Source organism: Stenotrophomonas sp. YJH_SMC_20, assembly GCF_059367845.1.
Window position 1 is genome coordinate 36614 of the sequence record NZ_JCAFRG010000015.1, and the last position, 23927, is coordinate 60540.

At 67.0% G+C, this 23927-nt stretch carries 19 protein-coding genes and 2 tRNA genes; 10 read left to right on the forward strand and 11 right to left on the reverse strand.

Translation table 11 applies throughout. The features are described from left to right. Positions 1-81: 81 nt before the first annotated feature. Both cydC and cydD read right to left on the reverse strand, forming a co-directional pair. Complete coding sequence (cydC, locus tag AC5P6A_RS19805) at positions 82-1755, reverse strand: thiol reductant ABC exporter subunit CydC (RefSeq protein ID WP_180876595.1); 1674 nt, start codon at positions 1753-1755, stop codon at positions 82-84. After that, on the reverse strand, positions 1752-3497 hold the full coding sequence (gene cydD / locus AC5P6A_RS19810; protein ID WP_134735486.1) for a thiol reductant ABC exporter subunit CydD: 1746 nt from the start codon (positions 3495-3497) through the stop codon (positions 1752-1754). The genes cydC and cydD overlap by 4 nt, the downstream gene beginning before the upstream one ends. A 228-nt stretch (positions 3498-3725) precedes the next feature. On the opposite strand from cydD, the gene AC5P6A_RS19815 reads away from it, so the two are divergent. The 10 genes from AC5P6A_RS19815 (at position 3726) to pgaD (ending at position 14415) form a co-directional block, all read left to right on the forward strand. Continuing rightward, entirely contained in the window at positions 3726-5315 is a 1590-nt protein-coding gene (locus AC5P6A_RS19815) for a cytochrome ubiquinol oxidase subunit I (protein ID WP_019660486.1), read from the forward strand. Positions 5316-5330: 15 nt separating this feature from the next. Continuing rightward, positions 5331-6482, forward strand: coding sequence for a cytochrome d ubiquinol oxidase subunit II (gene cydB / locus AC5P6A_RS19820; RefSeq protein WP_058982786.1), 1152 nt, complete (start codon positions 5331-5333; stop codon positions 6480-6482). Positions 6483-6540: 58 nt separating this feature from the next. Further along, a complete protein-coding gene (cydX, locus tag AC5P6A_RS19825) occupies positions 6541-6657 on the forward strand; it encodes a cytochrome bd-I oxidase subunit CydX (RefSeq protein WP_021204639.1) in 117 nt (38 codons plus the stop codon). Positions 6658-6712: 55 nt separating this feature from the next. Beyond that, a tRNA-Pro gene (locus AC5P6A_RS19830) sits at positions 6713-6789 on the forward strand. Positions 6790-6929: 140 nt separating this feature from the next. Beyond that, a tRNA-Pro gene (locus AC5P6A_RS19835) sits at positions 6930-7006 on the forward strand. 221 nt (positions 7007-7227) lie between these two features. Continuing rightward, positions 7228-8433 carry a CynX/NimT family MFS transporter gene (locus AC5P6A_RS19840; protein WP_058979709.1) on the forward strand — a complete coding sequence of 402 codons (1206 nt, stop codon included), beginning with the start codon at positions 7228-7230 and terminating at the stop codon, positions 8431-8433. 341 nt (positions 8434-8774) lie between these two features. Then, positions 8775-10802, forward strand: coding sequence for a poly-beta-1,6 N-acetyl-D-glucosamine export porin PgaA (gene pgaA, locus AC5P6A_RS19845; RefSeq protein WP_180876594.1), 2028 nt, complete (start codon positions 8775-8777; stop codon positions 10800-10802). A gap of 1 nt (position 10803) precedes the next feature. Further along, positions 10804-12690: a poly-beta-1,6-N-acetyl-D-glucosamine N-deacetylase PgaB gene (gene pgaB / locus AC5P6A_RS19850; RefSeq protein ID WP_180876593.1), complete on the forward strand. Its 1887-nt coding sequence runs from the start codon at positions 10804-10806 to the stop codon at positions 12688-12690. A 1-nt stretch (position 12691) separates the two neighbouring features. Further along, a complete protein-coding gene (gene pgaC / locus AC5P6A_RS19855; protein WP_021204194.1) occupies positions 12692-13948 on the forward strand; it encodes a poly-beta-1,6-N-acetyl-D-glucosamine synthase in 1257 nt (418 codons plus the stop codon). Then, positions 13945-14415, forward strand: coding sequence for a poly-beta-1,6-N-acetyl-D-glucosamine biosynthesis protein PgaD (gene pgaD, locus AC5P6A_RS19860; protein ID WP_332328594.1), 471 nt, complete (start codon positions 13945-13947; stop codon positions 14413-14415). Before pgaC ends, pgaD begins: the two co-directional genes overlap by 4 nt. Before the next feature lie 107 nt (positions 14416-14522). Here pgaD and AC5P6A_RS19865 read toward each other — a convergent pair whose 3' ends face one another. From AC5P6A_RS19865 to AC5P6A_RS19905, 9 genes are all read right to left on the reverse strand, one after another. Continuing rightward, positions 14523-15794, reverse strand: a complete 1272-nt coding sequence (locus tag AC5P6A_RS19865) for a glutamate-5-semialdehyde dehydrogenase (RefSeq protein ID WP_346715088.1) — start codon at positions 15792-15794, stop codon at positions 14523-14525. Further along, positions 15791-16948, reverse strand: coding sequence for a glutamate 5-kinase (proB, locus tag AC5P6A_RS19870; protein WP_019660494.1), 1158 nt, complete (start codon positions 16946-16948; stop codon positions 15791-15793). The genes AC5P6A_RS19865 and proB overlap by 4 nt, the downstream gene beginning before the upstream one ends. Positions 16949-16959: 11 nt before the next feature. Next, the gene (locus AC5P6A_RS19875; protein ID WP_019660495.1) at positions 16960-17223 is read right to left on the reverse strand and encodes a YciI family protein; all 264 of its coding nucleotides are present in this window, start codon (positions 17221-17223) and stop codon (positions 16960-16962) included. Continuing rightward, positions 17223-18518: an argininosuccinate lyase gene (argH, locus tag AC5P6A_RS19880; protein ID WP_495222369.1), complete on the reverse strand. Its 1296-nt coding sequence runs from the start codon at positions 18516-18518 to the stop codon at positions 17223-17225. Before argH ends, AC5P6A_RS19875 begins: the two co-directional genes overlap by 1 nt. A gap of 20 nt (positions 18519-18538) precedes the next feature. Further along, positions 18539-19492, reverse strand: a complete 954-nt coding sequence (argC, locus tag AC5P6A_RS19885; RefSeq protein ID WP_111102828.1) for an N-acetyl-gamma-glutamyl-phosphate reductase — start codon at positions 19490-19492, stop codon at positions 18539-18541. After that, complete coding sequence (locus AC5P6A_RS19890; RefSeq protein ID WP_019660498.1) at positions 19489-20091, reverse strand: GNAT family N-acetyltransferase; 603 nt, start codon at positions 20089-20091, stop codon at positions 19489-19491. Before AC5P6A_RS19890 ends, argC begins: the two co-directional genes overlap by 4 nt. 3 nt (positions 20092-20094) lie before the next feature. Continuing rightward, a complete protein-coding gene (locus AC5P6A_RS19895; RefSeq protein WP_021204188.1) occupies positions 20095-21423 on the reverse strand; it encodes an acetylglutamate kinase in 1329 nt (442 codons plus the stop codon). Positions 21424-21448: 25 nt separating this feature from the next. Continuing rightward, a complete protein-coding gene (locus tag AC5P6A_RS19900) occupies positions 21449-22537 on the reverse strand; it encodes an acetylornithine deacetylase (RefSeq protein WP_111097865.1) in 1089 nt (362 codons plus the stop codon). Between the two features lie 148 nt (positions 22538-22685). Further along, entirely contained in the window at positions 22686-23879 is a 1194-nt protein-coding gene (locus AC5P6A_RS19905) for an argininosuccinate synthase (RefSeq protein WP_227844594.1), read from the reverse strand. Positions 23880-23927 lie beyond the last annotated feature (48 nt).

Sequence of the window (23927 nt, forward strand, 5' to 3'; positions counted from 1 at the left end):
GCCGGCCGCTGGCCGGCAACGTCATGATGTTCGACGCGGATGCGTGGTTGCCGGCCAGCGGCCGGCACTACCGGGGTGTTCTCACGCTTCGCGCTCCAACACCCCATCACGCAACCGGTACTGCGCATCGACCACGCCTTGAGGCAGATCATCGTGGGTGATCATCAGCAGGCTGCGCCCGTCCAGCAACCCGGAAAGGTCCTGCAACAGCGCGCGTGCGGTATCCACGTCGAGGCCTTCGGTCGGTTCGTCCAGCAGCAGGATCGGCGCATTGCGCAGCAGCGCACGCGCCAGTGCCAACCGCCGCGCCTGGCCGGCTGACATCGTCGCGCCGTTCTCGCCCACCCAGGCCTGCAGACCGCCGTTGCGCTCGGCCCATTCGCCCAGACGCACGCGGCGCAGCACCGCCCACAACGCGGCGTCGCTGGCATCGGGATCACCAAGGCGCAGGTTTTCTGCCACGCTGCCGGCAAACACCGGCGCGTTCTGCGGCAGCCACGCAAGTTGCCGGTGCCAGTCAGCCTGGGCGAAATCACGCAGATCGCGGCCACCGTAGGTCAGCCGTCCCTGCTGCGGATCCCACAGCCGCAGCAGCAGGCTGGACAGCGTGGTCTTGCCGCTGCCGCTGTCGCCGCGAATCGCGATGCGTTCGCCTGGCGCCAGGGTCAGATGCAGGCCGGACAGCACCGGCCGCGCCGCACCGGGCCACTGGAAATGCACGTCATCCCACTGTACGCGCGCGGCCTGCGGTACCGGCTGCGGCGCCTGCGGATCGTCCACCGTCGGCGGTTGCTCGACGATGGCCTGCAACCGATCGGCGGCAATGCGCCCGGACTGCAGCGACTGCCAGGCCAGGCCCATGCCGGCCCACAGCTCGATCAACGCCACGGTCAGGAACACCAGGCCCGCGGCCATCTCCGGCGCGATGCGCTGCTGTTCGGCCGCATGCAGGGCCAATGCCAGCATCGCCACCAGCCCCAGCCCGGCGACCAGACCGTGCAGCGTCGAGGCCGCGATCAGGCGCCAGCGGCGGCGGCGATCACGCGAGGCCAGCTGCTTGGCAGCTACGCGTACCTTGAGCTGCCAGGCCGCATCGGCGTGCAGCGCGGCCAGGTCACCCGCACCTTCCAGCCCTTCGAATGCAGCGGTACGCAATGCGGCACGATGCGCGGCACGGTCGGCCTCCTCGTCGTCATGGCCACGCACGCCCAGCCAGGGCACGCCGAAGGCGATCAGCAGCGCCAGCACCGCCATCAGCACCGCAGCCGACGGCAGGATCAGTGCCGCCGAAACGATCGCGACCAGCGACAATCCGCCCAACGCCACCAGCGGCCCGATCGCACGCACCAGCAGGCCGTCCACTTCACCGATATCGCCGAGCAGGCGCGCCAGAAGGTCGCCGGTGCGCGTAGCCCCCAACCGTGCGGGTGCCAGCGGCGACGCGCGGCGGAAGAACCACACGCGCAGGTCGCGGGCGATGCGCAGCGTGGCGTCGTGGCCGACCAGCTTCTCGAAATAGCGCGACACGATGCGCGCCATCGTCAGCCCGCGTATGCCAGCGGACGGTGAAAAGAAGTTGAAGCCTTGGCCGAGGCCGGCCGCGCCAGCCAACGCGGCGGCGGTGAGGAAGCCACCGGACAGACCCAGCAGAGCGGTGCCGGCCAGCATGGTGGTCCACAGCAGCAGCACGGTGAGCAGCAGGCGCGGCCGATGGCGCAGGAACACCGCGCGCAGCGAATCAGGCGAACGGCTCATGCGCGCACCGCCTGTGCCGGCTCGACCAGGCGGCCTTCCGGCAACAGCAGGCAACGGTCGGCCCAGGCGATCACCGCCGGGCTGTGGGTGGCGACCACCACGCTGCGGCCACGTGCATAGGCGGCCAGGCTGCGCAAAAGCGCCGCTTCGGTATCGGCATCGAGGAACGCGGTGGGTTCGTCCAGCAGCAGCACCTGCGGATCGCGCAGCAACAACCGGGCCAGGCCGATACGACGGGCTTCGCCGCCGGACAGGCCGAAGCCACGTTCGCCGATCACCGTGTCCAGGCCCAGTGGCAGGCGCTGTGCGAACTGCAGCACCTGCGCGGCCTCGGCCACCGCACGAAGACGCGCATCGCTGGCACCCGGATCGGCCAGGCGCAGGTTGTCGGCAATGCTGCCGTGGAACAGGTAGGGGCGCTGGCTGGCATAGGCCACCTGCACACCGGGACGCAGCTGCAGCTTGCCGGCGCGCGGCGGCAGCCAGCCGGCCAGCGCTTCCAGCAGGGTGCTTTTACCGGAGCCGCTGGGACCAACCAGGGCCAGGCGCTGGCCCGGCTCCAGCCGCAGGTCCAGATCCTGCAGCACATCCTGCGGCGCGCCCAGCGGGCGCAGCACCAGCCCTTGTGCCTGCAGCGGCGGCAAGGCGGCCTCGGCCGGCTCCACCGCCAAAGGTGCAACCTCGTTCTCGATCAGGCCCTGCTCATCGGGCAGCGACTGCAGCAGGCGCTCCACTTCGGCGGCGGCGGCCAGTGCATTGGCGCGATCATGGTAATGCGCGGCCAGCCGTCGCAGCGGCGCATAGAATTCCGGTGCCAGCAGCAGGCAGAACAGCCCCGCACCCAGCGTCGGCACCGCTGCATGCAGCGACATCATGCCCAGATAGCTCAGGCCCAGGTACAGCGCCACCATCGCCACGCTCACCGAGGCGAAGAATTCCAGCACCGTGGACGAGAGGAAAGCGATGCGCAGAACCTTCAGGGTGCGCACGCGCACGCCTTCGGCAGCCGCCTCGATCCCCTCCAGCTCAGCTTCGCCGCGGCCATACAGGCGTAGCAGGCCCAGGCCCTTGATCCGGTCGGCGAAATGGCCGCTCATGCGTGCCAGCTCACCCAGCTGCGCACGGCCGGCCGCTTCGGCGCCCCAGCCCACCAGCATCATGAAAAATGGCACCAGCGGCGCAGTGAACAGCAGGATCAGCGCCACCACCCAGTCGACCCAGGCGACAGCGGCCAGGATCAGCAGCGGCACCACCACCACTTCAGTGCGCACCGGCAGGAAGCCGCTGTAATAGCTCTCGATCGCATCACCGTGATGCAGCATCAGTTCGCCCAGTTCGCCGGTGCGGCGCTGCCGCAGCCACAGTGGGCCGTGGCCCAGCAGGCGTGCGAACACGCGTTCGCGCAATGCCAGGCGTGCGGCGTCGGCCACGTCACCGGCAGCCGCCTGGGTGGCGCTGCCCAGCAGCGTGCGCAGCACCAGGATCACCGCCAGCCCACCCAGCGCTGGCAGTCCCGAGGCCAGCGGCACGCGCTCCACCAGCACCTGCTGCACCAGCCAGGCGATGGCGGCAGCCTGGCCGATCAACAGCGCGCCGGACAGGCTGATGCACAGCGCGGCCAAGCGCTGGCGGCCCCGGGCGGAGCGTGCCAGGTCGGCCAGCCAGGCCGTGCGCACACGCCGCTGGCGGGCGGTTTCAGCTTCCGGGGACAGGCCGTCAGGGGTCGTTTCGGCAGCGCTCAAGAGGTCTTCACGGGCAACGGGGGAGACACGGCATTGTAGGCGCAGGCAATAGCCCGCCCCTGCGGCCGGCGGTCGCAGTCTTCATCAGGTTGGCATACGATCAACCGGGGCACCTGTTCATACATTGATCTGGATCAAGGCTGTTTGAAGTAGTCGGTCACATCATTCACGTCGTAGACCACCCTTCCCGCCACCTGCAACGGCACTATCCAACGAGGTAGCCAGGCCATGATTGATCAGACAGTCGTAGAACTGTCGCGGCTGCAATTCGCGCTGACCGCGATGTACCACTTCCTATTCGTACCGCTCACCCTCGGCCTGTCCTTCATGGTGGCCATCATGGAGAGCGTGTACGTGATGACCGGCAAGGAGATCTGGCGCAGGATGACCCTGTTCTGGGGCGTCCTGTTCGGCATCAACTTCGCCATGGGCGTCGCCACTGGCATCGTCATGGAGTTCCAGTTCGGCATGAACTGGTCCTACTACAGCCACTACGTGGGTGACATCTTCGGTGCGCCGCTGGCCATCGAAGGCCTGATGGCCTTCTTCCTGGAAGCCACCTTCGTCGGCCTGTTCTTCTTCGGCTGGAATCGCCTGAGCAAGGTCAAGCACCTGATGGTGACCTGGCTGATGGCACTGGGCACCAACCTGTCGGCGATCTGGATCCTGGTCGCCAATGGCTGGATGCAGAACCCGACCGGTGCGGTGTTCAACCCGGAAACCATGCGCATGGAAGTGGTCGACTTCATGGCGGTGGTGTTCAACCCGGTGGCGCAGGCCAAGTTCGTGCACACCGTCAGCGCCGGCTACGTGACCGGTGCGGTGTTCGTGATGGCGATCAGTGCCCTGTTCCTGCTGCGCAACAAGCACAAGGACCTGGCCCGTCGTTCATTCGCGGTGGCCGCGGCGTTCGGCCTGCTGTCCTCGCTGTCGGTGGTGGTGCTGGGTGACGAAAGTGGCTACGCCGCCAGCGAACACCAGAAGATGAAGCTGGCCGCGATCGAAGCGATGTGGGAGACCGAGCGTGCGCCGGCCGACTTCACCGCCTTCGGCATCCCGAACCAGGACACCCACCAGAACGACTACGCGGTGAAGATCCCCTACCTGATGGGCCTGATCGCCACCCGTTCGTTGAACCAGCCGATTCCAGGCATCCTGGAACTGGTCGAGCGCGCCGAACACCGCGTGCGTGGCGGCCAGCTGGCCTACGGCGCGCTGGAACGCCTGCGTGCGAACAAGAACGACGTCGAAGCACGCGAGATGTTCGACCGCCACTGGCAGGACCTGGGCCACGGCCTGCTGCTCAAGCGCTATCGCGATGACATCCTCAACGCCACCCCGCAGGAGATCTCGCAGGCGGCGATGGACACGGTGCCGCGCGTGATGCCACTGTTCTGGACCTTCCGCGTGATGGCCGGCCTGGGCTTCTACCTCATCGCCTTCTTCGCACTGGCCTTCTACTACTCCTGCCGCAACAACTTCCAGGACAAGCGCTGGTTCCTCAAGCTGGCCCTGTGGACGCTGCCGGCACCGTGGATCGCGATCGAGTGCGGCTGGTTCGTGGCCGAGTATGGTCGCCAGCCGTGGGCGGTCGATGGCGTGCTGCCAACCTTCTATGCGGCATCGGGGCTGGCCCTGCATGAAATCGTGCTGACCCTGGCCGGCTTCACCGCCATCTACACCGCGCTGATCGTGGTCGAGATCAAGCTGATGCTCAAGGCGATCCGCAAGGGTCCGGACGAGCTGCTGCCATCGCTGCAGTCGCCCCAGCCGCATGCTTCCCACAATGCCTCGGCGCCGGTCGCCGGCCAGGCCTGAGGCAGGAGAACCAAGATGGATTTCATTCTTCTGGACTACACCACGCTGCGCGTGATCTGGTGGCTGCTGCTCGGCATCCTGCTGATCGGTTTTGCCGTGATGGATGGTTTCGACCTGGGCGTGGGCACCCTGCTGCCCTTCGTCGCCCGCACTGACGCCGAACGCCGCCGGGTGATCAACACCATCGGCCCGGTCTGGGAAGGCAACCAGGTGTGGCTGATCCTGGGTGGCGGCGCCATCTTCGCCGCCTGGCCGCCGCTGTACGCGGTCAGCTTCTCTGGCTTCTACCTGGCGATGTTCGTGATCCTGTTCGCCCTGATCCTGCGCCCGGTCGGCTTCAAGTTCCGCAGCAAGATGCCCAGCGAACGCTGGCGCAACACCTGGGACTGGGCGCTGTTCATCGGTGGCTTCATCCCGGCGCTGATCATGGGCGTGGCAGTGGGCAACGTGCTGCTGGGCGTGCCGTTCCATTTCGATGACAGCATGCGCATCTTCTACACCGGCTCGTTCTTCGGCCTGCTGATGCCCTTCGCGCTGCTGGCCGGCCTGCTGAGCGTCTCGATGCTGGTCGCCCACGGTGCCGCCATGCTGGTGATCAAGACCGACGGCGCGGTGGCCGAGCGTGCCGCCCGATTCGGCAGCATCGCGGCGATCATCGCCTTCGTGCTGTTCGCGGTGGGCGGCGCCTGGGTGGCCTTCGGCCTGCCGGGTTACCAGATCACCTCGCAGGTGGTTACCGATGGCGCCACCAATCCGCTGCTGAAGACCGCCGAACTCGGCGCCGCCGGTGGCTGGATGCGCAACTACAGCGCGATGCCGGCCACGATCCTGGCCCCCCTGCTCGGCCTGGCCGGCCTGCTGGCCAGTGCGGTGCTGCTGCGGGCCCGTCGTGGTGGCCTGGCCTTCATCGCCTCCGGTGCGGCCATCGCCGGCATCATCCTGACCGTCGGCTTCGCCATCTTCCCGTTCCTGCTGCCGTCCTCGAGCCAGCCCACCTCCAGCCTGACCGTGTGGGATGCCTCGTCCAGCCACCTGACCCTGTGGATCATGCTGCTGGCCACGGCGGTGTTCCTGCCGATCATCCTCGCCTACACCACCTGGGTGTACCGCGTGCTGAAGGGCAAGACCACCTCCGAAGAGATGGGCAACAACCCCAACGCGTATTGATTGCTTGCACGTGTGCCGACCAACGGTCGGCACCTACCCGGAATGAAGGAGACTGATCATGTGGTATTTCGCCTGGATTCTCGGTGCCGGCCTCGCCTCGACGGTGGCCATCCTCAACGGCATGTGGTTCGAAGCCCGCGAGCAGAACCGCATCGAGAACGAAAATCGTCGCTGAGATGTAAAAAGACCTTGCCGCCTTGGCCTTCACACGGTATCTTAGGCGGCTCCTTCGGGGTGTAGCTCAGTCTGGTAGAGCGCTACGTTCGGGACGTAGAGGTCGCAGGTTCGAATCCTGTCTCCCCGACCACTTCGGTGGTCGCATTGAAGCCTGGTGATGTCGCCCAGGCTTTTTTGTTCCCTGAAGTGGCACCGCTTTTGCGGTGTGAAGAAAACAGCGTTCACCCCTTGCCGCCATCGGGATGAATCGCTAGAATAGGCGGCTCCCTTCGGGGTGTAGCTCAGTCTGGTAGAGCGCTACGTTCGGGACGTAGAGGTCGCAGGTTCGAATCCTGTCTCCCCGACCACTTCGGTGGTCACCAAGAAGCCTGGAAGACATCACTGTCCTCCGGGTTTTTTTGTACCAGGCGCCAGGCCACCCGCATGACGGGACCTTGCCAGGCAGCGCACGTACAATGGCCGCGCTGCCGGCCCGCCAGCAGCCCCTCCCCCACCTGCCGCTTCGGCGTAGACCGATGCCGGCGCTGCATGCCATTTCTGCGGCATGCGACACCTGCAAGGACCACCGATGAGTTCCTCCACTTCCGATTCGCCGTCGCTGCTGCACGGTCGTGTCCTCGCGTTTGCCGCGATCCTGCTGGCAGCGGTCAACCTGCGCACTGCGGTCACCTCAATCACCCCGCTGCTGGACGTACTCGGCCAGCAGTTCGGCTTCGGTACCACCATGACCGGCGTGCTGGGCATGCTGCCGACCGCCTCGTTCGCGCTGTTCGGCGTGGCCACGCCGACGCTGGCGCGGCGCCTGGGCCTGGAGCGCACCACCCTGCTGGCGATGGTGATGGCGATGGCCGGCCTGCTGCTGCGCTCCAGCGCCGGCAACGTCGGCACGCTGCTGCTCGGTTCGGTGCTGGCACTGGCCGGCATGGGCATCGGCAACGTGGTGGTGCCGCCGCTGGTGAAGCGCTACTTCGCCAACAAGGTCGGCACCATGAGCACGCTCTACATCAGCGTGCTGCAGCTGGGCACCATGCTGCCCGCATTGCTGGCGGTGCCGGTGGCCAATGCCGCAGGCTGGCGCGTGTCGCTGGGCATGTGGGCACTGCTGGCGCTGGCCGCCGCATTGCCGTGGCTGCTGCTGGCCAGGCGCGCGCCGAAACCGCTGACCGGCGCCACCGATCCGACCGCACAGCCGCACGGAAAGGTCTGGCGCACGTCGCTGGGCTGGAGCATGACGCTGATGTTCGGCATGACCTCGCTGATGACCTACTCGATGTTCACCTGGCTGCCCCGCATCGTGGTCGAGGCCGGTGGCACGCCAGCGTTCGGTGGCGTGATGGTGGCAGTGTTCTCGGCGCTGGGCCTGCTGCCGTCGCTGGTCATCCCGTCGTTGGCGGTGCGCATGCAGAATCCGTTCCCACTGGTGCTGATCGGCTTCTTCTCGTTCGTGATCGCCTTCACCGGCCTGCTGCTGGCGCCGATGAAGGCCCCCCTGCTGTGGGCCTGCCTGCTCGGCGTCGGCCCGTCCACCTTCCCGCTGGCGCTGACCCTGATCAACCTGCGCACGCGCACCCCCACCGGCTCGGCGGCACTGTCCGGCTTCATGCAGGGCGTGGGTTACAGCTTCAGCTGCCTGGGGCCGTTCCTGGTCGGCTGGCTGCATACGGTCAGCAACGGCTGGACGCTCCCGTTCAGCTTCCTGTTCGGCTGCGCCACCCTGATGCTGTGCGCCTCGTGGGTGGCCTGCAAGCCGCGCAAGCTGGAAGACCTCTGGTAAGCACGGGGCCTTGTGACCGGCCCCACCTACCGCTCGTCAGTCCGCGTGCTGATTTTGACGCCGGGCTGACAATTCCGGGCGGATAGTGCCCACGAATGCCCATCCTTGCCGCGTGCCGGCATCGGGCATGGGGGCGGCAGCGCCGCCCAGGCCACCACTCGGTGTGCGGGGGACTCTCGTTTCAGACAAGACATTGCAGGTCGCTGTCCGGGTTGTATCCGTCCTTGCTGGACGGGAATGCACGAAGGGAGTGACGCGGGCCACGGCCACGCCAAAAACTGGCATGTGATATGCGTCACATTTTCACCGGTTGTCTGGTCAGGAAGCCAAGGGGGTCCCCAATGGTCGTCCACCGCCGGCTGGCGCTCTGCGTCGGCCTTGCCTGCACCGCCCTGGCCTGGGCCAGCGGCGCCGCCCCGCCTGACCGCGAGGCGGCCCTGGCCGAGATCGGCCGTTACCGCGACCAGGCCCGCTGGCTGGATGCCCTCGGCGCGATCGAGCGCGCCAGCCAAGAGCAACCCAACGACGACCTGCTGTTCAAGCTGCGCGTACTGACCCTGGGCGACATCGGCAACGCCTGGCGCGCCTGGGAGCTGTACCAGCAGCGCCCGCAGCTGTTCGACGCTGCACAGAAGCAGCGCATCGAAGGCGACTACCTGGCCAAGCGGGTGGTGTGGAGCCTGGCCTACAGCAGCAGCGAAGACAGCCGCCTGGAAGAAGCCGAATCGACCCTGGCGCGCATGCAGCGCTACCTGGGCAGCGAAGGCACCCCGCCCGCGCAGGCGCCGCTTCGCGTCCGCATGGACCGGCTGATCCTGCTCAACCGGCTGGGCCGCCATGCGCAGGTGCGCGATGAAGCCCGCGCACTGCAGGCCGAAGGCCATGCCCTGCCCGACTATGTGCTGCCTGCGGTCGGCGATTCGCTGATGGGCACCCTGCATCCGGAAGAAGCCATCCCGGTGCTGCAGGCGGCCGTCGCTGGCGATCCGGCGCGCGACGCCTCGCATTCGGAACTGGCCTACGCCTACCTGGAAAGCGAGCAGCAGGAAAAGGCGATCGACCTGCTGCAGGCATGGCGTGACAAGGAACCAGCGTGGCGCTGGAGCAATGGCAAATCCCCATACGCGAACTGGTCGCGCTACGAAGCTGACCTCAACCTGGCGATGGTACGCGCCTACAGCGGTGACCTGCCCACCGCGCAGCGCGACCTGGAATCAATGGTGGAGATCGCACCGGGCAACGGTGGACTGCAGAGCGCGCTGGGCAGCGTGTACATGATGCGCGGATGGCCACGCATGGCACTGCAGCGCCAGCAGATGGCACATGCGCTGGACCCTCGCGACATCGAGCCGCGGCTGGGCATGGAGGAGGCCTACGTCGCCCTGCAGCGCGATGACCTGGCAAGGCCACTGCACGACGATCTTGTCGCACGCTACCCGACCCAACCCGCCGTCGAACGCATGGACCAGGCCTGGCGGGCGCATCGCGGTTGGCAGCTGAAGGCATGGACCGACATTGGTCGCAGCTCCGGCGGTGGCGGCACCTCGCCGCTGGGCAACAACGACCGTCACTACGGGGTCGAAGTGCAGACACCGGTACTCGACGACCGCTGGCGGTTGTTCGCCTTGGCCGACAGGCGCTCGGTCGACTTCCAGGACCAGCGCATCGACCCGCTGTGGCTGGGCGCGGGCGTACGCTACCGCTTCGGCCAGCTGGATGCGGAAGCGGCGGTACTGCGCGCCAACGACCACATTGGCGATACCGGCCTGCGCATCGGCGTGGGTTGGCAGTTCAACGATTACTGGCATGCCGGGCTGGTGGCCGCACGCAATGACCCGGAAGCCTCGATGCAGGCGCGCGTGGCGGGCATCACCGCTGACAGCGTGAGCGCGCAGGTCGACTACCGGCGCAGCGAGCTGACCCACTGGATGTTCGGCGCCAGCCGCTTCCGCTACGACGACGGCAACCACCGCGAGCTGTTCAGCACCAGCATCGAACAGCGCCTGCTGACCCGCCCGCGCTGGTTGATCGACGGCCTGGCCAGTGCCTACACCAGCCGGGGCAGCCGCGACGACGCGCCCTACTTCAACCCGAAGCGCGACCGCATGGTCGAGATCGGGCTGCGCATCGACCAGCAGCTGTGGCGGCACTACGAGCGCCACTTCCGGCACCGCCTGACGGTCTCGCTGGGTGACTACTGGCAGGACGGCTTCGGCAGCGCTCTGGTCCCTTCGGTGTCCTACATGCACGAATGGCAGCTGGGCCAGGGCCGCGTGTTCGAGTACGGCGTGCGCTGGTCGCGGCCGGTCTACGACGGCCACCGCGAGCGTCATATCGGCTTCGAAGCCGCACTGCGCTGGGGAGAGTGACATGGCCCGCATCCTGCGACTGATCGTGCTCCTGCTGCTGGCCGCCACGCCGCCGGCGTTCGCGCAGCAGGCCCTGCATCTCGATGCCACTGACAACGGCCTGCTGATCCTCAGCTACCACGACATCCGCGACCGGGTCGCGGCCAAGGGCGATGCCGATACCTATGCGGTGAGCACGCAGAACTTCGCCGCACACCTGGACTGGCTCGGCGCGCATGGTTATCACCCGGTCTCGCTGTCGCAGGTGATCGACGCCTCCCAGGGACGCGCCACGCTGCCACCGAAACCCGTACTGCTGACCTTCGATGATGGCCTGCGCAGCGTCTACGACAAGGCGTTCCCGCTGCTGCAGGCGTACCGCTACCCGGCGCTGGTGGCAGTGATCACCGATTACGTGGACATGGCACCCGGGCGCACGATCGACTATGGCTACCGGCCGTTCGGCCACGATGACTTCGTTACCTGGGCGCAGCTGAAGCAGATGCACGACAGCGGCCTGATCGAAGTGGCCAGCCATACCGACGACCTGCACCACGGAGTGCTTGCCAATCCGCAGGGCAATTCGACGCCAGCGGTGGTCACCCGCATCTACCGGCCGGCCACGCGCAGCTACGAGAGCGAGGCGCAGTACGAGCAGCGCCTGCGCGCCGATCTCGGCCGCAGCGTGCAGCGCATCCAGCAGCATCTGGGCGTGCGCCCGCGCGCCATTGTCTGGCCGTACGCGGCCTACAACCAGTTGAGCAACGACATCGCCGAACAGCTGGGCATGCCGGTGTCCTTCGATCTGGAAGGCCGCAGCACGCCAGTGGCCAGCGACCTGCATGGGCTGGCGCGCTTCCTGGTCAGCGACAACCCGACCGTGGAGGGCCTCGCCTACGAGCTGCGGCGCGACGTTGCGCTCGACGGCATCCGCGCGTTGCAGGTCGACCTGGATGATGTGTACGACCCGGACCCGGCGCAGCAGGGGCGCAACCTCGATGCGCTGATCGAGCGGGTCAAGCGCATCTCGCCCACCCACGTCTACCTGCAGGCGTTCGCCGATCCGGACGGCAACAACACCGCCGATGCACTGTACTTCCCCAACCGGCACATGCCGATGCGCGCGGACCTGTTCAGCCGGGTCGCCTGGCAGCTGAAGTCGCGCGCGGGGGTGAAGGTTTACGCATGGCTGCCGGTGCTCGGCTTCGAGCTGCCCGACCCCGTGCAGCGCAAGGCACTGGCGATCCACAACGGTGATGCCGACGGCATGTACCGGCTGGACTTCACCAATCCGAAGGCACGCCAGATCATGCTCGACATCTACGAGGATCTGGCCGTCAATTCGTATTTCGAAGGCCTGCTCTTCCATGATGATGGCTACCTGCGCGACACCGAGCTGCCCACCTTGTCGGCCGGTACGGACGGCAGCGCACGCACACAGGCGCTGATCGACTTCACCCTGGCCCTGCGCGACAGTGCGCAGCGTTGGCGGCCGAAGCTGGCCACGGTGCGCAACCTGTACGCGGAGCCGGTGCTGCGTCCGCAGAGCGAGGCCTGGTTCGCGCAGCGCCTGGACCTGTTCAACAAGGCCTACGACCAGACCGCACTGATGGCGATGCCGTGGATGGAAGGCAGCAGGCATCCGGAACGCTGGCTCGACCAGCTGCTGGCCGCGGTGCGCGCGCACGATCCCCAGTTGCAGCACACCCTGTTCGAACTGCAGACCGTCGATTGGCGCAGCGGGCAACCGATCCCCGCCGAGCGGCTGCGCGCGCAGATCCGCCAACTGCAGGCGCAGGGCGTGCACCACTACGCCTGGTACCCGGATGACTTCATCGCCGGCCAGCCTTCCACCCATGATGCCCGCGCGGCGATGTCCGCCGGCAACTTCCCGTACCCGGAGAAGTGACATGGACATGCATCCGCTGCTGCAGGTCCTGTTCCAGTTCGCCTTCTACTACCCGATGGTGATGGCGTTCTTCTGGATGTCGGGCGGCCTGTATTACTACTTCCGGCGCGAACGCCATTCGCGCCCACGCAACGACCCGCCGCTGATGGTCGATCCACCGTTCGCGAGCCTGTTGATTCCCTGCCACAACGAGTCCGCGAACCTCGACGACACGCTCGGCGCGGCGCTGGCACAGCGCTATCCGGCCGACTACGAGGTGATCGCCATCGACGATGGCAGCAGTGATGACACCGGCGCCCGGCTCGACGTGCTGGCGGCGAAGCATCCGCGGCTGCGCGTGCTGCACCTTGACCGCAACCTCGGCAAGGCCAACGCGCTGCGCATGGGTGCGCTAGCGGCCCGCTCGGAGTACCTGGTGTGCATCGATGGCGACGCGATGCTGGAGGAGCACGCGCTGCACTGGATGATCTGGCACCTGGTGAGCGGCAACCGGGTCGGCGCGGTGACCGGCAATCCGCGCATCCGCAACCGCTCCACCCTGCTCGGACGCCTGCAGGTGGCCGAGTTCTCGTCGATCATCGGCATGATCAAGCGCGCGCAGCGCGTGTACGGGCGCATCTTCACCATCTCCGGAGTGATCGCAGGCTTTCGCCGCACCGCCCTGCACCAGGTCGGCTGGTGGTCGGACGACATGGTGACCGAGGACATCGACATCAGCTGGCGCCTGCAGCGGGCGCATTGGGACATCCGCTACGAACCCAACGCGCTGTGCTTCATCCTGATGCCGGAAACGCTGAAGGGCCTGTGGCGGCAACGGCTGCGCTGGGCGCAGGGTGGCGTGGAAGTGATGCTGCGGCATGCGCGTTCACTGCTGCACTGGAAGGAGCGGCGCATGTGGGGCGTACTGCTGGAGTACGTGCTGAGCGTGATCTGGGCCTACACCATGTTGTTCATCGTTGTGCTGTGGGTGCTGGGCAAGCTCATCGACATGCCGCCGCAGCTGTACATCGCCAGCCTGCTGCCGCAATGGCATGGCGTGATCCTGGCCCTGGTCTGCCTGATGCAGTTCGCCAGCAGCCTGATCATCGACCGTCGTTACGAAACACAGATTGGACGCAACTACTTCTGGGTCATCTGGTACCCGATGGCGTACTGGCTGATCAGTCTTTCCACCACCCTGGTGGCGTTGCCGAAGACCCTGCTGCGCCGTCGCAGCAAGCGCGCCACCTGGACCAGTCCCGATCGGGGGATCCGATGAACGCACAACGCCCGTCCAACCGCTTCGACTCGCGGATGATCCGCAAGCCGCATCGCCAACCACGCTTCCAGCGCACCGCCTGGGGCTTCGTCACCCTCGCGTTCTGGGGGTTCTACTTCTACCTGTGGGCACCGTTGGTGACCCTGTTCTCGTGGCTGATCGGCGGCCAGCTGGCCTGGCAGCAGCTGTACGAACGGCAAAGCCACTTCGACCCCTATGTGGTGGTGGCACTGCCGCTGATGCTGCTGTGTGCCAGCGTGCTGCTGATCGGCTGGGCCGAGTACAACCGCGCGCGCTTCCGTGGCCACGAGCGACGCCTGCCGCGGCCACTGGCCAGCCTCAATGAAGTCGCGGCCGATCTGGGTGCCAGCACCGGCCTTGCCGAGCGCCTGCTGGGCTGCAAGGCCGCCACGCTGCACATGGACGATCACGCGCGGCCGATCGGTATCCGCCGCGAGGTGGTGTAACCCGACAACCCGGTGGGTGCCGACCCTGGTCGGCACTTGCTTTGGTAGATGCCGACCTTGGTCGGCACCGGGGTCTACCGCGAAGAGCATCCACGCACGGCGTGGATCTACTTGCGCGTCTGCCCTTCACCGCGCACGACAAATCGTTCGACGGTGAGTGCTTCCAGGCCCATCGGGCCGTAGGCGTGCAGGCGCGTGGTGGAAATACCGATCTCGCTGCCCAGGCCCAACTGCCCACCATCGGAAAAGCGCGATGAGGCATTCACCATCACCACCGCCGAACGCAGCGCGTTGACGAAGCGCTCGGCGTGGACCGCGTCTTCGGTGGCGATCACTTCGGTATGGTCGGAGGTATAGGCACGGATGTGCGCGATGGCCGCCTCGAGGTCATCAACCACGCGCACGGCCAGCACCAGGTCGAGGAACTCGGCAGCGTAGTCGTCTTCGCTGGCGGCGGTGCTGCCTGGCAGCAGCGGCTGCGCGTTCGTGTCGGCGCGCAGCTCCACGCCACGCTCACCGAGCGCCTGCGCCACGCGCGGCAGGAAGGCTTCGGCCACATCACGATGCACCAGCAGGGTTTCCAGCGAGTTGCAGGCCGACGGACGGCTGCATTTGCCGTCCACCAGAAGGTCGATGGCTTTGCCGAGGTCGGCGCTGGCATCCACGAACAGGTGGCAGACACCCTTGTAGTGCTTGATCACCGGCACCCGCGCATGCTCGGCAACGAAGCGGATCAGGCCTTCGCCGCCGCGCGGAATCGCCAGATCGATCAGTTCATGCAGCTGCAGCAGTTGCAGCATTGCTTCGCGGCGCAGGTCGGTCAGCACGGTCACTGCCGCCGCCGGTACGCCATTGGCCTGCAGGGCGCCGGCCAGCGCCTGGGCGATGGCGGTGTTGGAGTGGATCGCTTCGGAACCACCGCGCAGGATCACACCATTGCCGGCCTTCAGGCACAGCGCGGCCGCTTCGGCGGTCACGTTCGGGCGCGCCTCGTAGATCATCGCGATCACGCCCAGCGGCACGCGCACCTTCTGCACGCGGATGCCGTTTGGACGCACATCGTCGCGGGTGATCTGGCCGACGGGATCGGGCAGCGCGGCGACCTCTCGCACGGCTTCGGCCATCGCGAACAGGCGTGCCGGGTCCAGCGCCAGGCGGTCGAGCATGGCACTGCCAATGCCTTTCTCGCGCGCAGCGGCAAGGTCGCGCGCATTACCGGCCAGGATCAGCCCGGCATTCACTTCCAGTGCCTGGGCCATCGCCAGCAGCAGCGTGCGGCGCGTCGCACTGTCGAGGCCGGCAACGGTCTGGGCCGCGTCACGGCAGGCACGCGCCTGCGCTTCGATTTCGCTCATCGGCGAGTCCTTCAATCCGGTCATGGCAGCACCAGGTCGTCGCGATGGACGACGCTACCGCCGTAGTTGTAGCCCAGCACGGCCTCGATGTCGCGCGAATGGCGGCCGGCGATCCGGCGCACATCATCGGCCGCGTACTGGCTGACTCCGCGCGCCACGCAGACGCGGCCCTGTGGCGCGTTCCAGCACACCTGCACCATGTCGCCACGGCGGAACATGCCCTCCGCGCCGGTGATGCCGCCGGGCAGCAGCGAGGCGCCCTTCTCGCGCATCGCCTGCGCCGCGCCGGCATCGATCACGATAGCACCCTCGACCAGCGGCGCGTGCCGCAGCCAGTGCTTGCGGGCCGCCTCACGGCTGCGCGCGGCGTGGATACGGGTACCGAACAGGCGGTCCTGGGCCAGCGCGCGTACCACGTCACCGCTGCGGCCATTGAACAGATAGGTTTCGATGCCGAGACGCCCCGCCTTCGCTGCCGCTTCCAGCTTGGTCCGCATGCCGCCGGTACCGGCGCGCGAGCCGGCGCCGCCGGCCATCGCCAGCACCTCGTCACTCAGTTCCGGCACGTCGTGCAACGGCCGCGCATCGGCCACGGTGCGCGGGTCGGCGCTGTACAGTCCGTCGATGTCGGTGGCAATGAACAGCGCATCGGCATCAACCAGCGCGGCCACGGTGGCGGCCAGGTTGTCGTTGTCGCCGAGCTTGAGTTCGTCCACCGACACAGTGTCGTTCTCGTTGACCACCGGCAACGCGCCCAGCCGCAGCAGTTCGTTGAGCGTGGCGCGTGCGTTGAGGTAGCGGCGGCGGTTGCGCAGGTCGTCATGGGTCAGCAGCACCTGCGCCACCGGGCGCTCGAAGAAGCGCTGCCAGAGCCCGATCAGCTGGGCCTGGCCAAGCGCGGCCAGCGCCTGCCGCGCCGCCATCGCCGCGCCGGGCTCATCGGCCCGCGGCAGGATCGCCCGCCCGGCCGCAACCGCACCGGACGACACGATCACCACCTCACGTCCGGCCAGTACATTGGCAGAAACGAACTGTGCCAGGCCCAGCGCGTGGCGGGGCGACAGGCCGCCGCCATCGGCGGCGAGCAGGCTGCTGCCCACTTTCAGCACCGCACGCCGCCACGGCGGCAGCGCCTGTTCCGGGAACGGCGAAGCGACGTGGCTGGCATGCAGAGTCATCAGTCAGGGCCTCAGCGGGTGTTCCATTCGTGCACGGTCAGGTCGGAGGCATGCATCGTCACCAGCGGATCGGTGGCGACGATGGCCTGCGCCTGCGCCAGGCTGTCCACGTTGCACAGCACATAGGCGCCACCACTGCCGTCGGCGAAACCACCAGTCAGCTGCAGCTTGCCCTGCGCCTGCAACGCATCGAGGAAATCGCGGTGCGGCTGCACCGCTGCATCGTTGAAGTCCGGCCGGCGCATCGCCATCACCAGGTAGACAGTGCCCGCCATCAGGACAGCGCCTGCCAGCGCGCGCGCAGTTCGTCCAGGCGCAGGTCGGCGGCCGAACCCGGCGACACGCGCGCGGCGAGGCTGCCTTCCGGGGTACGCCCCTGCCCTGCACTGTCGGCACCGGCAGCTGCGGCCTTGTAGGCCTCGCGGAACGGCACGCCAGCCACCGCCGCTTCCACCGCAACGTCGGTGGCATACATGCCCGAATCAATCGCCGCGCGCAGCTTGTCGTCACGCCATTCCAGATTGGCCAGCAGCGCCGGCAGCAGTTCCAGCGCGGCCAGGCCACGGCCGAAGCCGTGGAAGATGGCCCCCTTGGACGACTGCAGGTCGCGATGGTAGCCGGACGGCAGCGACAGCAGCTGCTCGATCTCGGTGCGCGCAGCGGCGACGCTGGCGTGGGTGGCACGCATCAGCTCGATCACATCCGGATTGCGTTTGTTGGGCATGATCGAACTGCCGGTGGTGTACTGCGCCGGCAGCGCGACGAAGCCGAACTCGGCGCTGGTGAACAGTGACAGGTCCCAGGCAATGCGACGCAGGTCCAGCGTGGCGCCACCGAGCGCTTCCAGTGCAGCCAGCTCGAACTTGCCACGCGACAGCTGCGCATAGATCGGCGAGATCTGCATGCGCGCGAAGCCGAGCGCCGCCGTGGTGTGCTCGCGGTCCAGCGGCAGGTTCACGCCGTAGCCGGCAGCGGTACCCAACGGATTGGCGTCGACCAGCGCATGGGTATCGCGGGCGCGGATGGAGTTGTCGATGAAGGCCTCGGCCCAGCCCGCCCACCACATGCCGGCCGAGGACACTACGGCGCGCTGGATGTGGGTGTAGCCGGGAATCGGCAGGTCCTTCTCGGCCTGTGCGCGGTCCAGCGCAACCTTGGCCGCTTCGGCGCTGAGCTGTGCCACGCGCTGCAGCTTCTCCTTCAGCCAGAGGCGGGTGGCGACCAGGATCTGGTCGTTGCGGCTGCGGCCGGTGTGGATCTTGCGGCCGGCATCGCCGAGGCGTTCGGTCAGGCGCGCTTCGATCGCCGAGTGACCATCCTCGTACTGGGTATCGAGCACGAAGCGGCCTTCGCGGAAGTCCTGCGCCAGGATCTCCAGTTCGCGCAGCAGTTCTGCCAGTTCATCGGCGCTGAGGATGCCGATGTGCTGCAGGCCCTGCGCATGCGCGGCGCTGGCAGTGATGTCATGCAGGAAGAACTCGCGGTCGAGGATCACGTCGTCGCCGGCGAGGAAGGTCTGGATCTGGGCGTCGACGGCGACGCCGGGCTTCTGCCAAAGAAGGTCTGCCATGGGGGCTCCGGAATGCGTATTCAGTGCGGGATCGACGTCAGTTCGTCGATGCCAAGCGCGAGGTTGAGGTTCTGCATGGCCTGGGTGGCCGCGCCCTTCAGCAGGTTGTCCAGGGTCGCCACCACGACGACCCGCTTGCCGCCCGGCGCGAGCGTGAAGCCACCGACCTGGGCACCGTGTCGGCCGGCGATACGGCTGACCCACGGCGCTTCATCCACCACGTCGATCAGGGGTTCGCCGGCATAGGCCTGCTGGAAGCGCTCGACGATCTGTTCGCGGGTCTGCACGCGGTTCAGCCACAGGTTGGCGGTAAGCGTGATGCCCCGGAAATGCGGCGCGACATGTGGCATGAATTCAACAGCCACACCCAGCTGCACCGACACCTCCCGCTCATGCACGTGGTTGGTCAGCGCGTAGGGCATCAGGTTGTCGGCCAGCAGTTCGACGTTGTTCTTGTCCGACGGCGTGGTACCGGCGCCGGAGTAGCCGGAGACACCGAAGCACTGCGGCGGACCGGCCAGCAGGTCCAGCAGCGGATGCACCGCCAGCTGCATCGCCGTGGCATAGCAGCCCGGGTTGCTGATGTGCTTCTGGCCGTTGTAGCGGCCGCGGGTCAGCTCCGGCAGGCCGTAATACCAGCTGTTGTCGAAGCGGTAGTCGGCCGAGAGGTCGACGATGACGGTGTCCGCCTTCGCCGCCTCCAGCGCGGCCACGAACGGCGCGGCCAAGCCGTTGGGCAGGGCCAGGATCACCGCATCCACGCCCTTGGCCGCCACTGCGTCGGCGTCCAGGTTTTCGTACTGCAGCTCGCCCTGGAATTCCGGGTGGTGGTCGGACAGGCGCTGCCCGGCGCGCTCGCGCGAGGAGACGAAAGCCAGTTCCAGCCGCGGATGGGCGGCCACCAGCTTGATCAGCTCGGCGCCGGTATGGCCGCGGGCACCGACGATGCCCAGGGTAAAGGTCGAATCGTTCATGCGTGACTGTCCAGGCGGTACTGCAGGTGGCGCTTCACGCCCTGCCATTCCGCATCGATGATGGAGAAGATGACGGTATCGCGCGGCGTGCCATCGGCATGCCGCTTGTGGTTGCGCAGCACGCCATCCTGCTTGGCGCCCAAGCGCGCGATGGCGGTGCGCGAGGTGACGTTGAACCAGCTGGTTTCCAGTACCACGCTGATGCAGCCCATGGCCTCGAAGGCGTGCTGCAGCAGCAACAGCTTGGCTTCGGTGTTGGCGCCGGTGCGCTGCACGCGCGGCGTGTACCAGGTGTAGCCGAGGCTGAGCCTGGGCACGCTGGCATCCATGTCGTAGAAGCGCGTGCTGCCGATGATGTCACCCGCCGCATCACGGATCACGAACGGCAGCACCTTGCCTTCGCTCTGCGCCTGCAACGCGGCCCGCACATAGGCCTCGGCCTGTTCCGGCGATGGCACCTGGGTGTACCAGAGCTGGTCCAGGCCGCTGCCTTCAAGCGCATCGCGCAGGCCGGGCACGTGCTCCATCTGCAGCGGCTGCAGGGTTACGTGCTGGCCGCGCAGGGTAGGAACCGTGTTCCAGGCATCGAGGTTGCTCATTGCTCAGCCCTGCAGGCTCGGGGTGCGCTGCGCGCAATGATCGACATAGGTCTTGATCCGGTCGATGCCATCGGCACCGAACCAGAATACCTTCCACTGATCCTGCTTGTAGCAGCCATCGGACTCGGCGTAGTAGAAGTGATTGATCGGGTTGCCATGGCGCGAGCGCCAGAACAGCTGCGGCGTTTCTTCCAGCATCACGTTCCAGACCGCACGGCCGAGGCCTTCGCCCTGTGCGTCGTCGAGCACGGCGAACTTGTCCAGGTACACGCCTTCGGCCTCGTCGGTGAGGATGACCGCGGTGCGGTAGTTCTCGCTGACGTAGGCGCGCAGCAGCCTGGTCTTCTGGAAATAGTCCGGCACCAGGGTGCGGCCGAAGCTGGATTCGATCAGGCCCTTCAGGCGCGGCAGGTCCAGTTCGTCCCAGGCGGTGGCGCGCAGCACTTTTTCGCCCTTGCGCACCAGCGTGCCCGAGCCCTTGTGGGTGAACAGTTCCTTGGCCAGGTCGGCCGGGCGGGTGATCGACACCGACGATTCCAGCGGCAGGCGATCGAGCAGATCCTTGATCTGTTCGATCTTCACCTTCATGCCGCCGTGGATCCACGGCTGCGCGATCAAGTGGTCGTACTCGGTGGACAGGTTGATCGAATCGATCACGTTGCCCGCCTCGTCCAGCAGGCCGCCGGTGCCGGTCAGGAAGATGATCTTGTACGGCTGCAGTTCCTGCACCAGCTCGTTGGCGGCGAAGTCGGCGTTGACGTTGAGGATCTGGCCACCGGCGGTTTCACCCAGGCTGGTGATGACCGGGATCGAGCCCGCACGCAGGCTGGCCTCGATCGGCGCCAGGTTGACCTTCTTCACCTCGCCGACCAGGCCGTAGGTATCCACGTCCAGGTACTCGGCCTCGAACACGCCACCGGTGATGGAGGTGGCGCGCGCGCCGTTCTGCTGCAGCGCCTCGACCAGGCGCAGGTTGGACTGCTGGAACACCCGGCGCACGATCGCCAGTGCTTCCGGCGAAGTCACGCGCAGGCCGTTCACGGTCTGCTTGTCGATGCCGGCCGCCGACAGCTCGGCATCCAGCTGCGGGCCGGCGCCGTGCAGCACGATCGGGGTCAGCCCGACTTCCTGCAGGAACGACAGCGAAGAGGTCAGCGCGTCGAGATCGTCGCGCAGCACCGCGCCGCCGACCTTGACCACGGCGAAGCGCTTGGCATCCAGCTGCGAAAAGCGCTTGAGGTACTGGCTGATCTCCTTCGCGCTGGCCATGCTGGAAAGCAGGCGCACGATGGTCTGGCGGGTCTGGCGGTGGGGCTGGAGGGCAGGAGACATTTCGGTTTCGTCGGAAAGGGAAGAATCAGGCGCCGGCGGCGATGATGCGGTGCACGGCGTCGGTGTAGCGCTGCAGCTGGTCCAGCGTCACGAACTCATCGGCGGTGTGGGCCTGGGCAATATCGCCCGGGCCAAACACCAGGGTGGTGTAACCGGCGGCGGAGAACAGCGAGGCCTCGGTCCAGAAGTCCACGGCGTTGCCGATCGGCAGCTCAAGCGCGTCGGCCACGTCACGTGCCAGCAGGCGGCGGTTCTCGGCTTCGGCGATGTCGCCGGCCGGCAGGCTGGGGCCACGGAAGGTCTCGGTGAATACCGCCGCTTCCGGCTCGGCGAACCCGGCGAAGGTGGCCAGCAACGCGTCGATGTTCATCGACGGCAGCGGCCGGAAACCGAAGCGCACTTCGGCAGCGGGCGCGATCATGTTGGCCTTGATCCCGCCTTCGACGCGACCGATGTTGAAGCGCAGGCCCGTCAGCCCACCGAAGCGCGCCGAAGCCAGCGATTCCACATGGTCCAGCGCGCGGTTGCCCCAGCGCATCGCCTGGTGCAGCGCGCTGGCAGCCGCATCCTGCTTGCCCGAGGCGTGCCCGGCACGACCGGCGAACTGCATCAGCACCGAGCTGATGCCGCGATGCGCCAGCACCGCTTCGCTCATGGTCGGCTCGGCCACCAGCACCGCTTCATACGGCAGGCCACGGGCCAGGAACGCGGCGATGCAGCGCGGATCGTTGGCTTCTTCATCGCTGGAGAACAGGAAGGCCGCGTCACCGTCGCTGGCATTGGCTGCGGCCACCAGTGCGGCGGCCGCGCCCTTGATGTCACACACGCCCAGACCGACCACGCGGTCGTCCAGGCGGCGCATCACGTGCGGGTCGGCGCTCCAGTGCGGCGAATCGGGCACGGTATCAAGATGTACGTTGAACAGGTACTTCGGCGTCCCGCGCACGGCGTACAGGCTGACCGCACCGGCGCCGTGGTCGATCACCTCGACGTTGAAGCCGGGCAGGTTCGCGCGCAGGTAATCGAAGATGCCACCGGTGGTGATCGCGCGCGGAGGGTTGCGGGTGTCGAAGGACACCAGGACCTGCAGGTGATCGAGCGTCTGTTCAAGCATGAAACAAAGATCCTGTGGAATTCCGCCGGGCATGGCCCGGCGCTACCGTGATGCGTCTGGTGGAGAGCCCCCTTCTTGTTGAAGGGGGCGCGCCAACGGCGCAGGGTTAAGGTGGAATGCGCGGGAGACGCGCGCGCAATTCAATCGCTCAGCGATTGACTTGCGCGTAAAGCGTCGAGCTCATACCGAACAGCTTGATGAAGCCTTCAGCCTCCTCCACGCCCCAGTCGGCCGACTGCGCGTAGGTGGCACCCTTGGTGTTGAGCAGGTGCGGCGACTTCACGGCCACCGCATCGACGCGGCCACCACGGGTTTCCAGCACCACTTCACCGTTGACCTTGGCCTGCGAGGACTTCAGGAAGGCTTCGATGTCGGTCTTCAGCGGGTCGTGGTAGAAGCCTTCGTACACCAGCTCCACCCACTTGCGTGCCACGTCCGGCTTGAAGCGGTTCTGCTGCTTGGTCAGCACCGCATCTTCCAGCGCGCGGTGTGCGGCCAGCAGCGAGACCAGGCCCGGGGCCTCGAACACGATGCGGCCCTTCAGGCCGATCACGGTGTCGCCGGTGTAGACGCCGCGACCCACGCCATACGGGGCGAACAGCTTGTTGAGCTGGGCCAGGATCTGGTCGCCCGGCAGCGCCTTGCCGTTCAGTTCAACCGCTTCGCCTTCAATGAACTTCAGGGTGACGGTCAGCGCTTGTTCCGGCCATTCGCTGCGCGGCGAGCACCAGCCACGCGCACCTTCGCCCGGGGTTTCCCAACGGTCGATCTCGCCACCGGACATGGTCACGCCCAGCAGGTTCTCGTTGATGGTGTAGGCCTGCTGCTTGGCGCGCACGCCGAAGCCGCGCTCTTCCAGGTATTTCTGCTCGTAGGCACGGGTCTGGGTGTGTTCCTTCTGGATCTCGCGGATCGGCGCGATGATCTGGTAGTCACCCAGCGCCTTCACGGCCAGGTCGAAGCGGACCTGGTCATTGCCCATGCCGGTGCAGCCGTGGGCGATGATGTTGGTGCCCAGTTCGGCGGCACGCTTCAGCGCGGCATCCACGATCAGGTAGCGGTCCGACACCAGCAGCGGGTACTGGCCCTGGTAGCCTTCGCCGGCCCACACGAACGGCTTGACGAAGCCTTCCCAGATCGCCGGGCCACCGTTCACAGTGGCATGGCTGGTCACGCCCAGCTCGGCGGCACGCTTCTCGATGAAATCGCGCTCTTCATCATCCACGCCGCCGGTGTCGGCGAACACGGTGTGCACGTTGTAGCCACGCTCCTGCAGGTAGGGCACGCAGAAGCTGGTATCCAGGCCGCCGGAGAAGGCGAGAACGACGTCTTTATTGCTCATGGGGAGGGTATGTCCTGGTAGCGCCGGGCCGTGCCCGGCGGAAATGAT

Coding starts and splice junctions, on each gene's coding strand:
- cydC (WP_180876595.1), bottom strand. CDS start 1,755: ATGAGCCGTTCGCCTGATTCGCTGCGCGCGGTGTTCCTGCGCCATCGG.
- AC5P6A_RS19815 (WP_019660486.1), top strand. CDS start 3,726: ATGATTGATCAGACAGTCGTAGAACTGTCGCGGCTGCAATTCGCGCTG.
- cydB (WP_058982786.1), top strand. CDS start 5,331: ATGGATTTCATTCTTCTGGACTACACCACGCTGCGCGTGATCTGGTGG.
- cydX (WP_021204639.1), top strand. CDS start 6,541: ATGTGGTATTTCGCCTGGATTCTCGGTGCCGGCCTCGCCTCGACGGTG.
- AC5P6A_RS19840 (WP_058979709.1), top strand. CDS start 7,228: ATGAGTTCCTCCACTTCCGATTCGCCGTCGCTGCTGCACGGTCGTGTC.
- pgaA (WP_180876594.1), top strand. CDS start 8,775: ATGGTCGTCCACCGCCGGCTGGCGCTCTGCGTCGGCCTTGCCTGCACC.
- pgaB (WP_180876593.1), top strand. CDS start 10,804: ATGGCCCGCATCCTGCGACTGATCGTGCTCCTGCTGCTGGCCGCCACG.
- pgaC (WP_021204194.1), top strand. CDS start 12,692: ATGGACATGCATCCGCTGCTGCAGGTCCTGTTCCAGTTCGCCTTCTAC.
- pgaD (WP_332328594.1), top strand. CDS start 13,945: ATGAACGCACAACGCCCGTCCAACCGCTTCGACTCGCGGATGATCCGC.
- AC5P6A_RS19865 (WP_346715088.1), bottom strand. CDS start 15,794: ATGACCGGATTGAAGGACTCGCCGATGAGCGAAATCGAAGCGCAGGCG.
- proB (WP_019660494.1), bottom strand. CDS start 16,948: ATGACTCTGCATGCCAGCCACGTCGCTTCGCCGTTCCCGGAACAGGCG.
- AC5P6A_RS19875 (WP_019660495.1), bottom strand. CDS start 17,223: ATGGCGGGCACTGTCTACCTGGTGATGGCGATGCGCCGGCCGGACTTC.
- argH (WP_495222369.1), bottom strand. CDS start 18,518: ATGGCAGACCTTCTTTGGCAGAAGCCCGGCGTCGCCGTCGACGCCCAG.
- argC (WP_111102828.1), bottom strand. CDS start 19,492: ATGAACGATTCGACCTTTACCCTGGGCATCGTCGGTGCCCGCGGCCAT.
- AC5P6A_RS19890 (WP_019660498.1), bottom strand. CDS start 20,091: ATGAGCAACCTCGATGCCTGGAACACGGTTCCTACCCTGCGCGGCCAG.
- AC5P6A_RS19895 (WP_021204188.1), bottom strand. CDS start 21,423: ATGTCTCCTGCCCTCCAGCCCCACCGCCAGACCCGCCAGACCATCGTG.
- AC5P6A_RS19900 (WP_111097865.1), bottom strand. CDS start 22,537: ATGCTTGAACAGACGCTCGATCACCTGCAGGTCCTGGTGTCCTTCGAC.
- AC5P6A_RS19905 (WP_227844594.1), bottom strand. CDS start 23,879: ATGAGCAATAAAGACGTCGTTCTCGCCTTCTCCGGCGGCCTGGATACC.